This is a genomic window from Delftia sp. HK171, assembly GCF_001886655.1.
Classification (GTDB): domain Bacteria; phylum Pseudomonadota; class Gammaproteobacteria; order Burkholderiales; family Burkholderiaceae_C; genus Comamonas; species Comamonas acidovorans.
This window is the reverse complement of record NZ_CP018101.1, coordinates 173346-188116: the sequence shown is the minus strand read 5'-3', so window position 1 is coordinate 188116 and position 14771 is coordinate 173346. Positions and strand designations below refer to the sequence as shown.

Here is a 14771-nt window from a genome sequence, read left to right as displayed (position 1 = left end):
TGCAAGGCGGCGCGAAGCATGGCGTAGCGTGGCATGGCCGGGCTCAACGATGGAAGGAAATACATCTTGGCACGACGAACGAAAGAAGATGCGTTTGCAACGCGCAACAGTCTGCTGGACGCTGCGGAGCAAGTGTTCTACGAACAGGGTGTCGCCCGGGCCTCGCTCAACGAGATTGCCCAGCGAGCCGGCGCCACGCGCGGTGCGGTCTACTGGCATTTCAAGGACAAGCTGGATCTCTTCTACGCCATGCTGGACCGCGTCACGCTCCCGCTGGAGCAGGCGGCCCAGGGCGACTGCGAGGACGATTCGGAGTGCGATGCACTGGAATATGTGCGGCGCCTGATGGCTGTGGTCTTCGGGCGCATCGCCGATGACGACAGCACGCGGCGCGTCTTCGAGATCCTGCTGCTCAAGGTGGAATACGTGGGCGAGCTCATGCCTGTGCAGGAGCGCAACCGTGCCGCACTGGACTCTTTTTCCGCGCAACTGGAGCTGGCGCTGCGCGCGGCTGCCGAAAGCCATGCGGTGACCATGTCCATGCCGGCTCCCCAGGCCTCGATCGCGCTGTGCGCCATGTTCGATGGCCTGTTGCAGAGCTGGCTGCTGGGAAGGGCCTTCGATCTCAAGCAGGTGGGCGCGCAGGCGGTGGACGTCTGCCTGCGGGGGTTGGGCTTCACGGTGCCGCAGGCGCAATAGCGCCGGGTCCTGGGGGCTTGGACGTGCCGGGGCAAAGTCATGCGACAATGCTCGGCTTGTGCAGGGCAGCGATGCCCTGAGCGGCTGTAGCTCAGTGGATAGAGTATTGGCCTCCGAAGCCAAGGGTCGTGGGTTCGATCCCCGCCAGCCGCACCACAATTTTTCTTGGATCGCCCAGGTGGCCTGAGAAAAAAATGCACTGAAATTTTTCTGACGAAAAAAACGGTGCTAGAATTCAAATCTCTTCGGAGGGGTGCCCGAGTGGCTAAAGGGGGCAGACTGTAAATCTGTTGGCTTACGCCTACACTGGTTCGAATCCAGTCCCCTCCACCAGTAATGGTGAAGAAGAGAAGTCATCTGAAAAGATGGCGACGTGCAGTCAATCTGTGCGGGAGTAGTTCAATGGTAGAACCCTAGCCTTCCAAGCTAATGACGCGGGTTCGATTCCCGTCTCCCGCTCCAGTTGGCGCGCAAAGTTTTTTGAGATTGCTTCGGCAGCCTCAAGGCCCATGTGGCTCAGTGGTAGAGCACTCCCTTGGTAAGGGAGAGGTCGGCAGTTCGATCCTGCCCATGGGCACCATTATCTCTGGTGCGCTCGCTAGATGGGGTTGCGCCAAATCCTGTTGTAGTGATTTAGATTTTTTTCGGAGTCGGAAAAATGGCTAAAGCAAAATTCGAGCGTACCAAGCCGCACGTCAACGTTGGCACCATCGGTCACGTGGACCACGGCAAGACGACCCTGACGGCTGCTATCGCTACCGTTCTGTCCAAGAAGTTCGGCGGCGAAGCCAAGGCTTACGACCAGATCGACGCAGCACCTGAAGAAAAGGCTCGCGGCATCACGATCAACACCGCCCACGTCGAGTACGAAACGGCCGGTCGCCACTACGCTCACGTTGACTGCCCCGGCCACGCCGACTACGTCAAGAACATGATCACCGGCGCTGCTCAAATGGACGGCGCCATCCTGGTGTGCTCGGCCGCTGACGGCCCCATGCCCCAGACCCGCGAGCACATCCTGCTGGCCCGTCAGGTGGGCGTGCCCTACATCATCGTGTTCCTGAACAAGTGCGACATGGTGGACGACGAAGAGTTGCTGGAACTGGTCGAAATGGAAGTGCGCGAGCTGCTTGCCAAGTACGACTTCCCCGGCGACGACACCCCCATCATCCGTGGCTCGGCCAAGCTGGCCCTGGAAGGCGACCAGTCCGACAAGGGCGAACCTGCCATCCTGCGCCTGGCTGAAGCACTGGACTCCTACATCCCCACGCCCGAGCGCGCTGTGGACGGTGCCTTCGCAATGCCCGTGGAAGACGTGTTCTCGATCTCTGGCCGTGGCACCGTGGTGACTGGCCGTATCGAGCGCGGCATCATCAAGGTCGGCGAAGAAATCGAAATCGTCGGTATCCGCGACACCCAGAAGACCATCGTCACCGGCGTGGAAATGTTCCGCAAGCTGCTGGACCAAGGTCAAGCTGGCGACAACGTGGGTCTGCTGCTGCGCGGCACCAAGCGTGAAGACGTGGAACGCGGCCAAGTGCTGTGCAAGCCCGGCTCCATCAAGCCCCACACCCACTTCACGGCTGAGGTGTACGTGCTGTCCAAGGACGAAGGTGGTCGCCACACTCCGTTCTTCAACAACTACCGTCCCCAGTTCTATTTCCGTACGACCGACGTGACCGGCTCCATCGAGCTGCCCGCCGACAAGGAAATGGTGATGCCTGGCGATAACGTGTCGATCACCGTCAAGCTGATCGCCCCCATCGCCATGGAAGAAGGTCTGCGCTTCGCTATCCGCGAAGGTGGCCGTACTGTGGGCGCTGGCGTGGTTGCCAAGATCATTGCCTAATTGATTCGTAGGGGTATAGCTCAATTGGCAGAGCGTCGGTCTCCAAAACCGAAGGTTGTAGGTTCGATTCCTACTGCCCCTGCCACCTGATGGTGGAATCGCAACGAGCCCGCCCCAAAGCGGGCTTCGGTGTCTTGGCGTTGCGCAAAAGATGCGCATTAGAAATGGATTATGGCCACTACTCAGGTTGAAACGGTCAGCTCCGGAGCTGACAAAGCCAAGCTTGCCGCAGTCGCGGCTTTAGTCGTTGCTGCGATCGCAGGTTTCTATCTGCTGAGCAAGCAAGGCCCCATCGTCCAGTGGCTGGTGCTGCTGGTTGGCCTGGCTGCAGCTGCTGGCACGTTCCTTGTTTCCGAGCCCGGAAAGCGTTTCGTGAGCTTTGCCCAGGATGCCTGGCGCGAAGTCAAGAAGGTCGTCTGGCCGACGCGCAAGGAAACCATGCAGATGACCTTGTACGTCTTCGGCTTTGTCGTCATCATGGCCTTGTTCCTGTGGTTCACGGACAAGACGCTTGAGTGGGTCTTGTACGACCTGATTTTGGGCTGGAGGAAGTAATGGATGCTGTCGAAACGGGTGTGAACGACGGAGGGGCAGCGCCTGCCAATCCGGATCTGCGCTGGTACATCGTCCATGCCTACTCCGGCATGGAAAAGGCGGTTGAGCGCAACATCATCGAGCGCATCGCGCGCTCTGACATGCAGTCCAAGTTCGGTCGCATTCTTGTCCCCACTGAAGAAGTGGTGGAAATGAAGAATGGCCAGCGCCGCACTACCGAGCGCCGTCTGTTCCCTGGCTACGTGTTCGTCGAGATGGTCATGGACGACGATACCTGGCACTTGGTCAAGCACACCAGCAAGGTGACGGGTTTCGTGGGCGGTGCCAAGAACCGTCCTGCGCCCATTTCCGAAGAGGAAGTGCGCAAGATCGTCAGCCAGATGCAGGAAGGCACGGAAAAGCCGCGCCACAAGGTCGAGTTCATGCCCGGCGAGCTGGTGCGTGTCAAGGAAGGTCCGTTCACGGACTTCAACGGCTCTGTCGAAGAGGTCAACTACGAGAAGAGCCGTCTGCGCGTCTCCGTGATGATCTTCGGTCGCTCCACGCCGGTCGAGCTTGAATTTGCCCAGGTTGAAAAAACCTGAGTTACCGCTTACAATCTCTGGCTCTGCATTTTTAGGCTTGGTGCAGGGCGTTCTCACAAGAGTCTTTTAACCCCCGGGGAGCTGTCGGCTGCAACTGTTGTTGGTTGGGTCGGCGGCGCTATACCCGCAAGGAGCATTCAATGGCGAAGAAAATCGTCGGCTTCATCAAGCTGCAAGTGCCAGCTGGTAAGGCCAATCCCTCTCCCCCGATCGGTCCTGCGCTGGGTCAGCGCGGCCTCAACATCATGGAATTCTGCAAGGCGTTCAACGCCCAGACCCAAGGTGTCGAGCCCGGACTGCCCCTGCCCGTGGTCATCACGGCCTTCGCGGACAAGAGCTTCACCTTCATCATCAAGACGCCTCCGGCGACTGTGCTGATCAAGAAGGCCATCAAGCTGGACAAGGGTTCTTCCAACCCCCTGAAGAACAAGGTCGGCAAGATCACCCGCGCTCAGCTGGAAGAGATCGCCAACACCAAGCTGAAGGACATGAACGCTGCTGACGTGGACGCCGCCGTGCGTACGCTGGCTGGTTCGGCTCGCTCGATGGGCGTGATTGTGGAGGGCGTGTAAATGGCCAAGTTGACCAAGAAGCAAAAGGCTCTCCAGGGCAAGGTGGAGTCCACCAAGCTGTACGCTTTCGCTGACGCAGTCGCGCTGGTGAAGGATGCTGCCACCGCCAAGTTCGATGAATCCATCGACGTGGCCGTGCAACTGGGCGTGGACGCCAAGAAGTCTGACCAAGTGGTTCGCGGCGCTGTCGTGCTGCCCCATGGCACCGGCAAGATTGCCCGCGTGGCTGTGTTCGCCCAAGGCGCCAAGGCTGAAGAAGCCAAGGCTGCCGGCGCCGACGTGGTCGGCATGGACGACCTGGCTGCCCGCGTGAAGGCTGGCGACATGCCCTTCGACGTGGTCATCGCTGCCCCCGACGCCATGCGCGTCGTCGGTACGCTGGGCCAGATCCTGGGCCCGCGCGGCCTGATGCCCAACCCCAAGGTTGGCACGGTGACTCCCGATGTGGCCACGGCTGTGAAGAACGCCAAGGCTGGTCAGGTGCAATACCGCGTCGACAAGGCCGGCATCATCCACGCCACCATCGGCCGCCGCTCGTTCGACAACGAGAAGCTGCAAGGCAACCTGGCTGCGCTGATCGACGCCCTGAACAAGTCCAAGCCCGCTTCGAGCAAGGGCCTGTACCTGCGCAAGGTCGCTGTTTCGTCGACCATGGGTGTGGGCGTTCGCGTCGACACGCAAACCATCTCGGCCTGATAGCCAAGAAATCTTGAGACACCTTTCGGGGTGCCTCAGTGGTGGGCCGGTGCAGCGATGCGCCGGGTCATCCAAGACCGTTGGTGTGCCTTGCGGCACTTAAACCCCCGGGGCCAACGCAGATGGCGATCCCGCTGCAGATGGATGCATTTCCAAAACAGTTGGTCGCTGCAACAAGAGCGCGCATGAGGGGCTTGCCCCGAGTGCGCATTTGAAGGAGTAGACCTTGAGTCTTAATCGCAGTGAGAAAGAAGCGGTCATCAATGAAGTGACCAGCCTCGCCGCAAAAGCTCAAACGCTTGTGATCGCGGAATACCGCGGCATCACGGTCGCCGACATGACCAAACTGCGTTCTGATGCTCGCAGCAAGGGTGTGAGCCTGAGCGTGTTGAAGAACACGCTGGCCCGCCGTGCTGTGGCTGGCAGCCAGTTTGACGTTGTCGCCGACCAGATGACCGGCCCTCTGATCTATGGCTTCTCTGAAGACGCAGTGGCCGCCGCCAAGGTGGTGGCCGACTTCGCGAAAACCAACGACAAGCTGGTGATCCGCGGTGGTGCGTTTGCAGGCAAGGCCCTGGACGTGAACGGTGTGAAGCAACTGGCGAACATCCCCTCGAAGGAAGTTCTGCTGGCACAACTGTGTGGCTTGCTGATGTCGCCTATCTCGCGTACGGCCGTTGTGCTGGGCGCCCTGGCGGCAAAGAAGAGCGAAGGCTCTGCCGAAGAACCGGCAGCCGAAGCAGTCGCAGCCTGAGCGCGCGGCAGTTAACCAATATTGTTAGGAAATCAAAATGGCATTCGATAAAGACGCATTTCTGACCGCGCTCGACGGCATGACGGTCCTGGAACTCAATGACCTGGTGAAGGCCATTGAAGAGAAGTTTGGCGTGAGCGCTGCCGCTATGGCTGCTCCCGCTGCTGGCGGCGCTGCTGGCGGCGCTGCTGCTGCAGAAGAAAAGACCGAGTTCAACGTTGTGCTGACCGAAGCCGGCGCGAACAAGGTTTCCGTCATCAAGGCCGTGCGTGAAATCACCGGCCTGGGTCTGAAGGAAGCCAAGGACCTGGTCGACGGCGCTCCCAAGAACGTCAAGGAAGGCGTTGCCAAGGCTGACGCTGAAGCCGCTGTGAAGAAGCTGGTGGAAGCCGGTGCCAAGGCTGAACTGAAGTAATTCAGTCCCCTCAAGGGCTGGAGGCTCCGAAAAAGGGCCTCCAGCCTTTGGCGCTTGTGGAGCGCTGATCCATAGAGCACACTAAAAAGCAGTCAGCACAGTCTGTTTTTTAGTGTCTTCTGACAACCCGACAGCAGAAGATGCCTTGGTTCGGGCGATGTGCAACGCATCGCCGTCAGCCATGGTTGGTAGTGGCCAACCGCCAAGCCCGCAGGGAGCTTTCCATGTGGGGCAGTCGTCGCAGACCCAGGACTCATGTCTTTGCCCGGAGATCTCATGGCCTATTCTTACACCGAACGCAAGCGAATCCGCAAAAGCTTCGGGAGCCGCGACAGCGTGCTCGAAGTGCCTTACCTGCTGCAGATGCAAAAAGATGCATATACCGCATTCTTGCAGTCAGATGTAGCCCCCAAAAAACGCACCATCGAAGGCCTGCAAGCGGCCTTCAACTCCGCCTTCCCCATCGTCTCCCACAACGGTTTTGTGGAGATGAAGTTCGTCGAGTACAACCTCGCCAAGCCTGCTTTCGATGTGCGCGAGTGCCAGACCCGTGGTCTGACGTTCGCCTCCGCCGTGCGCGCCAAGGTCCAGTTGATCATCTATGACCGTGAGTCTTCGACCTCGCAGTCCAAGGTGGTCAAGGAAGTCAAGGAGCAAGAGGTCTACATGGGCGAAGTGCCCCTGATGACCGAAAAGGGCTCGTTCATCATCAACGGCACCGAGCGTGTCATCGTCTCGCAGCTGCACCGCTCGCCTGGCGTGTTCTTCGAGCACGACAAGGGCAAGACCCACAGCTCGGGCAAGCTGCTGTTCTCGGCACGCATCATTCCTTACCGCGGCTCGTGGCTGGACTTCGAGTTCGACCCCAAGGACCTGCTGTTCTTCCGCGTCGACCGTCGCCGCAAGATGCCCGTGTCCATTCTGCTGAAGGCCATCGGCCTGACGCCGGAATCGATCCTGGCCAACTTCTTCGTCAACGACAACTTCCGCCTCATGGATTCGGGCGCGCAGATGGAGTTCGTCTCCGAGCGCCTGCGCGGCGAAGTCGCGCGCTTCGACATCACCGACAAGTCGGGCAAGGTCGTGGTCGCCAAGGACAAGCGCGTCACCGCTCGCCACACGCGCGAGCTGGAGCAGTCGGGCACCAAGTTCATCAGCGTCCCCGAAGATTTCCTGATCGGCCGCGTGGTCGCCAAGAACATCGTCGATCCGGACACGGGCGAGATCATCGCCAAGGCCAATGAAGAGCTGACCGAGTCCCTGCTCAAGAAGCTGCGCAGCGCCGGCATCCAGGATCTGCAGTGCATCTACACGAATGAGCTGGACCAGGGCGCCTACATCTCGCAGACCCTGCGCACCGACGAAACCGTCGATGAGTTCGCTGCACGCGTGGCCATCTATCGCATGATGCGCCCCGGCGAGCCGCCGACCGAAGACGCCGTGCAGGCCCTGTTCCAGCGCTTGTTCTACAACCCCGACACCTACGACCTTTCGCGCGTGGGCCGGATGAAGTTCAACGCCAAGGTCGGCCGCGATGGCGCCACCGGCCCCATGGTGCTGTCCAACGAGGACATCCTGGCCGTGGTCAAGATCCTGGTGGATCTGCGCAACGGCAAGGGCGAAGTCGACGATATCGACCACCTGGGCAACCGCCGTGTGCGTTGCGTGGGCGAACTGGCCGAAAACCAGTACCGCACCGGCCTGGCACGTATCGAGAAGGCTGTGAAGGAGCGTCTGGGCCAGGCCGAGCAAGAGCCGCTGATGCCCCATGACCTGATCAACAGCAAGCCGATTTCGGCCGCCCTGAAGGAATTCTTCGGTGCGTCGCAGCTGTCGCAGTTCATGGACCAGACCAATCCTCTGGCCGAAATCACGCACAAGCGTCGCGTCTCGGCCCTGGGCCCGGGCGGTCTGACCCGCGAGCGTGCAGGCTTCGAAGTGCGCGACGTGCACGTGACCCACTACGGCCGCGTCTGCCCTATCGAAACGCCTGAAGGCCCGAACATCGGCCTGATCAACTCGCTGGCCCTGTACGCCCGCCTGAACGAGTACGGCTTCATCGAGACGCCGTACCGCCGGGTGGCCGACGGCAAGGTCACGATGGAGATCGACTACCTGTCGGCCATCGAGGAAGGCAAGTACATCATCGCCCAGGCCAATGCCGACCTGGATGCCGAAGGCCGCCTGATCGGCGACCTGGTGTCTGCGCGCGAAAAGGGTGATTCGACCCTGGTGTCGGCCGAGCGCGTTCAGTACATGGACGTGTCGCCCGCACAGATCGTGTCGGTGGCTGCCTCGCTGATTCCGTTCCTGGAACACGATGACGCGAACCGCGCATTGATGGGCGCCAACATGTCGCGTCAGGCCGTGCCTGTGCTGCGTCCCGAAAAGCCCATGGTGGGCACGGGCATCGAGCGCGTGGCGGCAGTGGACTCCGGCACCGTGGTGACGGCAACCCGCGGCGGTATCGTGGACTATGTCGATGCAACGCGCATCGTGGTCCGCGTGAACGATGCGGAAGCCGTGGCCGGCGAAGTCGGCGTGGACATCTACAACCTCATCAAGTACCAGCGTTCCAACCAGAACACCAACATCCACCAGCGTCCCATCGTCAAGCGTGGCGACAAGCTGGCCAAGGGTGACGTGGTGGCCGACGGCGCATCGACCGACCTGGGCGAAATCGCCATCGGTCAGAACATGCTGATCGCCTTCATGCCCTGGAACGGCTACAACTTCGAGGATTCGATCCTGATCAACGAGCGCGTGGTGGCCGAAGACCGCTACACCTCGATCCACATCGAAGAACTCGTGGTGATGGCCCGCGACACCAAGCTCGGTGCCGAGGAAATCACGCGCGACATCCCGAACCTGTCCGAGCAGCAGCTCAACCGCCTGGACGAGTCCGGCATCATCTACGTGGGTGCGGAAGTGCAGCCCGGCGATGTGCTGGTCGGCAAGGTCACGCCCAAGGGCGAGACCACGCTGACGCCTGAAGAGAAGCTGCTGCGCGCCATCTTCGGCGAGAAGGCTTCCGACGTGAAGGACACCTCGCTGCGCGTGGACCAGGGCTCGCAAGGCACCGTGATCGACGTGCAGGTCTTCACCCGTGAAGGCATCCAGCGTGACAAGCGCGCCCAGCAGATCATCGACGATGAACTCAAGCGCTACCGCCTGGACCTGAACGACCAGCTGCGCATCGTCGAGGCCGACGCCTTCGACCGTATCGAAAAGCTGCTCAATGGCCGCGTGGCCAACGGCGGTCCGCAGAAGCTGGCCAAGGGCGCCAAGATCGACAAGGCCTACCTGGACGGCGTGGAGAAGTTCCACTGGTTCGACATCCGTCCTGCAGAGGACGAAGTCGCCACCCAGCTCGAGTCCATCAAGAACTCGCTGGAGCAGACGCGCCACAGCTTCGACCTGGCTTTTGAAGAAAAGCGCAAGAAGCTCACCCAGGGCGACGAGCTGCCCGCTGGCGTGCTCAAGATGGTCAAGGTCTACCTGGCCGTCAAGCGCCGCCTGCAACCCGGCGACAAGATGGCCGGCCGCCACGGCAACAAGGGTGTGGTCTCCAAGATCGTTCCGGTCGAGGACATGCCCTACATGGCCGACGGCTCCACTGCCGACATCGTGCTGAACCCGCTGGGCGTGCCTTCGCGTATGAACATCGGCCAGGTGCTGGAAGTGCATCTGGGCTGGGCCGGCAAGGGCCTGGGCCAGCGCATCGGCGACATGCTGCAGCAGGAAGCCCGCGCCGCCGAGATCCGCACCTTCATGGAAGAGATCTACAACTCGCGCGGCCGCAAGGAAGACCTGACGCAGCTCGACGACAAGGAGATCGTGTCCATGGCGCAGGCGTTGACCACGGGCGTGCCGTTTGCCACGCCGGTGTTCGATGGTGCGTCCGAGCAGGAAATCCAGGACATGCTGCATCTGGCATATCCGGAGGAACTGGCCCAGCGCAAGGGACTGACCGAGTCGCGCACGCAGGCCTACCTGTATGACGGCCGCACCGGCGACCGCTTCGAGCGTCCGACCACCATCGGCTACATGCACTACCTGAAGCTGCACCACTTGGTCGACGACAAGATGCACGCCCGCTCCACGGGTCCGTACTCTCTGGTGACGCAGCAGCCGCTGGGCGGCAAGGCCCAGTTCGGTGGCCAGCGTTTCGGGGAAATGGAAGTGTGGGCGCTGGAAGCTTACGGCGCCGCCTATGTGCTGCAGGAAATGCTGACCGTGAAGTCCGACGACGTGGTGGGCCGTACCAAGGTGTACGAATCCATCGTCAAGGGCGAGCACGCCATCGAGGCAGGCATGCCCGAGTCGTTCAACGTGCTGGTCAAGGAAATCCGCTCCCTGGGCCTCGACATCGAGCTTGAGCGTTCTTAAATATTGAAAAGGGAAAGAGTCTTATGAAATCTCTACTCGACCTGTTCAAGCAATTCACGCCTGATGAGCATTTCGATGCCATCAAGATCGGTCTGGCTTCTCCCGAGAAGATCCGTTCCTGGTCCTTCGGCGAGGTGAAGAAGCCCGAGACCATCAACTACCGCACGTTCAAGCCCGAGCGCGATGGTCTGTTCTGCGCCAAGATCTTTGGCCCCATCAAGGACTACGAGTGCCTGTGCGGCAAGTACAAGCGCCTCAAGCACCGCGGTGTGATCTGCGAGAAGTGCGGCGTCGAAGTGACCCAGACCAAGGTGCGCCGCGAGCGCATGGGCCACATCGACCTGGCTGCGCCCTGTGCCCACATCTGGTTCCTGAAGTCGCTGCCGTCGCGTCTGGGCCTGGTGCTCGACATGACGCTGCGCGACATCGAGCGCGTGCTGTACTTCGAAGCCTACGTGGTGACCGACCCCGGCATGACCCCGCTGAAGAAGTTCAGCATCATGACCGAGGACGATTACGAGGCCAAGCGCACCGAATACGGTGACGAGTTCGAAGCCAAGATGGGCGCCGAAGGCATCAAGGATCTGCTCGAAGGCATCGACATCGACGTCGAGACCGAGCGCCTGCGCGGCGATCTGACCGGCTCCGAAGTCAAGGTCAAGAAGAACGCCAAGCGCCTGAAGCTGCTGGAAGCGTTCAAGAAGTCCGGCATCAAGCCGGGCTGGATGGTCATGGAAGTGCTGCCCGTGCTGCCCCCGGACCTGCGTCCGCTGGTGCCGCTGGACGGCGGCCGCTTCGCAACGTCCGACCTGAACGACCTGTATCGCCGCGTCATCAACCGCAACTCGCGTCTGCGCCGCCTGCTGGAGCTGAAGGCTCCGGAAATCATCGCGCGCAACGAAAAGCGCATGCTGCAGGAAGCGGTGGACTCGCTGCTGGACAACGGCCGCCGTGGCAAGGCCATGACGGGCGCCAACAAGCGTGCCCTGAAGTCGCTGGCCGACATGATCAAGGGCAAGAGCGGTCGTTTCCGCCAGAACTTGCTGGGCAAGCGCGTGGACTATTCGGGCCGTTCCGTGATCACGGTGGGTCCGTACCTCAAGCTGCACCAGTGCGGTCTGCCCAAGCTGATGGCGCTGGAACTGTTCAAGCCCTTCATCTTCGCGCAGCTCGAGCAGCGCGGCATCGCCACCACCATCAAGGCGGCGAAGAAGGAAGTCGAATCCGGCACGCCCGTGGTGTGGGACATCCTCGAAGAGGTCATCAAGGAGCACCCGGTCATGCTGAACCGAGCTCCCACGCTGCACCGACTGGGCATCCAGGCCTTCGAACCCATCCTGATCGAAGGCAAGGCCATCCAGCTGCACCCGCTCGTCTGCGCGGCCTTCAACGCCGACTTCGACGGTGACCAGATGGCTGTCCACGTTCCGCTGTCGGTGGAAGCACAGATGGAAGCCCGCACGCTGATGCTGGCCTCCAACAACGTGCTGTTCCCCGCATCGGGCGAGCCCTCCATCGTTCCTTCGCAGGACGTGGTGCTGGGTCTGTACCACGCAACGCGCGAGCGCATCAACGGCAAGGGCGAAGGCATGATCTTCGCCGACATCGGTGAAGTGCAGCGCGCGCTGGACTCCGACCAGGTCGAACTGGCCGCCAAGATCAGCGTGCGTCTGACCGAGTGGACCAAGAACAAGGACTCCGGCGAGTTCGAGCCTTCGACCAGCCTGGTGGAAACCACCGTGGGCCGCGCCCTGATGTCCGAGATCCTTCCCAAGGGCCTGCCGTTCAGCCACATGAACAAGGCGCTCAAGAAGAAGGAAATCTCCAAGCTCATCAACGCCTCGTTCCGCAAGTGCGGTCTCAAGGCCACGGTGGTGTTTGCCGACAAGCTGCTGCAAAACGGCTTCCGCCTGTCCACGCACGCCGGTATCTCGATCGCCATCGGCGACATGCTGGTGCCGCCGCAAAAGGCCGAGATCATCGGCCGTGCCGAAGCCGAGGTGAAGGAGATCGAACAGCAGTACGTCTCCGGTCTCGTGACCGCTGGCGAGCGCTACAACAAGGTGGTGGACATCTGGGGCAAGGCCGGCGACGAAGTCTCCAAGGTCATGATGGCCCAGCTTGCCAAGGAAAAGGTCATCGACCGCCACGGCAACGAAGTCGAGCAGGAATCGTTCAACGCCATTTACATGATGGCCGACTCGGGCGCCCGCGGCTCGGCCGCGCAGATCCGCCAGCTGGCCGGCATGCGTGGCCTGATGGCCAAGCCTGACGGCTCCATCATCGAGACGCCCATTACGGCGAACTTCCGTGAAGGCCTGAACGTTCTGCAGTACTTCATCTCCACTCACGGCGCCCGAAAGGGTCTGGCCGACACGGCGTTGAAGACGGCCAACTCCGGCTACCTGACGCGTCGTCTGGTGGACGTGACGCAGGATCTGGTGGTCAACGAGGACGATTGCGGCACGACCAATGGCGCACTGATGCGCGCCATCGTCGAAGGCGGTGAAGTGATCGAGTCGCTGCGCGACCGCGTGCTGGGCCGTACCACGGCCGAGGACGTCGTGCATCCCGAGACGCTGGCCGTCCTGCTGCCCGCAGGCACGCTGCTCAACGAAGACGGGATCGATGAACTCGAGTTGCAAGGCGTGGACGAGATCAAGGTCCGCACCGCGCTGAACTGCGAAACCCGCTACGGCCTGTGCGCCAAGTGCTACGGCCGCGACCTGGGCCGCGGCGGCCAGATCAACCTCGGCGAAGCCGTGGGTGTGATCGCCGCCCAGTCCATCGGCGAGCCCGGCACGCAGCTGACCATGCGTACCTTCCACATCGGTGGTGCCGCTTCGCGCGCTGCCATCGCATCGAGCGTGGAAGCCAAGTCCAACGGCGCCATCAGCTTCAACAGCACGATGCGTTACGTCAGCAACACCAAGGGTGAGCTGGTCGTGATTTCGCGTTCGGGCGAAATCGTCATCAGCGACAATGGCCGCGAGCGTGAGCGCCACAAGGTGCCTTACGGTGCCGTGCTGACCGTCAGGCCCGACCAGCAGGTCAAGGCCGGTCTGATCCTGGCCAACTGGGATCCGCTGACCCGACCCATCATTACCGAGTACGCCGGCCAGGTGCGCTTCGAGAATGTGGAAGAGGGCCTGACCGTGGCCAAGCAGGTCGACGAAGTGACCGGCCTGTCCACGCTGGTGGTGATCGATCCCAAGCGCCGTGGCTCTGCCAAGGTCGTGCGTCCTCAGGTCAAGCTGATCGATGCCAACAACCAGGAAGTCAAGATCCCCGGCACCGACCACTCGGTGACGATCGGCTTCCAGGTCGGCGCTCTGATCCAGGTGCGTGACGGCCAGGACGTGGGCCCCGGCGAAGTGCTGGCCCGTATCCCTGTCGAAGGCCAGAAGACCCGCGACATTACCGGCGGTCTGCCCCGCGTGGCCGAGCTGTTCGAAGCCCGTACGCCCAAGGACAAGGGCACGCTGGCCGAGATGACCGGCACCATCTCCTTCGGCAAGGAAACCAAGGGCAAGGTGCGCATGCAGATCACCGATCTGGATGGCAAGGTCTGGGAAGAGCTCGTGCCCAAGGAAAAGAACATCCTGGTGCACGAAGGCCAGGTGGTCAACAAGGGCGAGTCCATCGTCGACGGTCCCGCCGATCCGCAGGACATCCTGCGCCTGCTGGGCATCGAGGAGCTGTCGCGCTACATCGTTGATGAAGTGCAGGACGTCTACCGTCTGCAGGGTGTGAAGATCAATGACAAGCACATCGAGGTGATCGTTCGCCAGATGCTGCGCCGCGTCGTGGTCGAGAACACCGGCGATTCGACCTACATCGCTGGCGAGCAGGTCGAGCGTTCGGAAATCCTCAATACCAACGAGGCCCTGCAGCGCGAAGGCAAGATCCCCGCCACGTACTCCAACGTGCTGCTGGGTATTACCAAGGCTTCGCTGTCGACCGACTCCTTCATCTCCGCCGCGTCGTTCCAGGAAACGACCCGCGTGCTCACCGAGGCTGCCATCATGGGCAAGCGCGACGAGCTGCGTGGCCTGAAGGAAAACGTCATCGTGGGTCGCCTGATCCCCGCTGGTACGGGTCTGGCCTACCACCAGGCACGCAAGGCCAAGGACGCCATGGACGACGCAGAGCGCCGCGCCATCGCCGACGCCGAAGCGGCCGAACTGGCCGGTGTGATGGCTGACGACGACGCTGGCGTGGCTGCCGTCGCCGGTGACGCTTCCGCTGACTGATAGGC

Annotated in this window: 10 protein-coding genes and 5 tRNA genes; all 15 read left to right on the top strand. The window is 61.5% G+C overall.

Annotated elements, in window-relative coordinates:
- Positions 1–66: 66 nt before the first annotated feature.
- Positions 67–699, top strand: coding sequence for a TetR family transcriptional regulator (locus BO996_RS00795; RefSeq protein ID WP_169807227.1), 633 nt, complete (start codon positions 67–69; stop codon positions 697–699).
- An 80-nt stretch (positions 700–779) separates the two neighbouring features.
- Positions 780–855: transfer RNA gene (locus BO996_RS00790), tRNA-Arg, on the top strand.
- Between the two features lie 91 nt (positions 856–946).
- Positions 947–1032, top strand: a tRNA-Tyr gene (locus BO996_RS00785).
- Between the two features lie 55 nt (positions 1033–1087).
- A tRNA-Gly gene (locus tag BO996_RS00780) sits at positions 1088–1161 on the top strand.
- 43 nt (positions 1162–1204) lie between these two features.
- Positions 1205–1279: transfer RNA gene (locus BO996_RS00775), tRNA-Thr, on the top strand.
- A 78-nt stretch (positions 1280–1357) separates the two neighbouring features.
- Complete coding sequence (gene tuf / locus BO996_RS00770; RefSeq protein WP_013800270.1) at positions 1358–2548, top strand: elongation factor Tu; 1191 nt, start codon at positions 1358–1360, stop codon at positions 2546–2548.
- Positions 2549–2557: 9 nt separating this feature from the next.
- Positions 2558–2633 (top strand) — tRNA-Trp (locus BO996_RS00765).
- Between the two features lie 86 nt (positions 2634–2719).
- A complete protein-coding gene (secE, locus tag BO996_RS00760; protein ID WP_012202436.1) occupies positions 2720–3103 on the top strand; it encodes a preprotein translocase subunit SecE in 384 nt (127 codons plus the stop codon).
- The gene (gene nusG / locus BO996_RS00755) at positions 3103–3687 is read left to right on the top strand and encodes a transcription termination/antitermination protein NusG (protein WP_012202437.1); all 585 of its coding nucleotides are present in this window, start codon (positions 3103–3105) and stop codon (positions 3685–3687) included. The genes secE and nusG overlap by 1 nt, the downstream gene beginning before the upstream one ends.
- A 140-nt stretch (positions 3688–3827) precedes the next feature.
- Entirely contained in the window at positions 3828–4259 is a 432-nt protein-coding gene (rplK, locus tag BO996_RS00750) for a 50S ribosomal protein L11 (protein ID WP_012202438.1), read from the top strand.
- Positions 4260–4955 carry a 50S ribosomal protein L1 gene (gene rplA, locus BO996_RS00745; protein ID WP_013800271.1) on the top strand — a complete coding sequence of 232 codons (696 nt, stop codon included), beginning with the start codon at positions 4260–4262 and terminating at the stop codon, positions 4953–4955. It abuts the gene before it with no gap.
- Positions 4956–5181: 226 nt separating this feature from the next.
- On the top strand, positions 5182–5709 hold the full coding sequence (gene rplJ, locus BO996_RS00740) for a 50S ribosomal protein L10 (protein ID WP_012202440.1): 528 nt from the start codon (positions 5182–5184) through the stop codon (positions 5707–5709).
- A 37-nt stretch (positions 5710–5746) separates the two neighbouring features.
- Positions 5747–6124 carry a 50S ribosomal protein L7/L12 gene (gene rplL, locus BO996_RS00735; protein ID WP_012202441.1) on the top strand — a complete coding sequence of 126 codons (378 nt, stop codon included), beginning with the start codon at positions 5747–5749 and terminating at the stop codon, positions 6122–6124.
- 276 nt (positions 6125–6400) lie between these two features.
- Positions 6401–10513 (top strand): DNA-directed RNA polymerase subunit beta, encoded by a 4113-nt coding sequence (rpoB, locus tag BO996_RS00730; RefSeq protein ID WP_071953774.1) that lies wholly within the window; start codon positions 6401–6403, stop codon positions 10511–10513.
- Between the two features lie 23 nt (positions 10514–10536).
- Positions 10537–14766: a DNA-directed RNA polymerase subunit beta' gene (gene rpoC, locus BO996_RS00725; protein WP_013800273.1), complete on the top strand. Its 4230-nt coding sequence runs from the start codon at positions 10537–10539 to the stop codon at positions 14764–14766.
- The last annotated feature ends 5 nt before the right edge of the window (positions 14767–14771 follow it).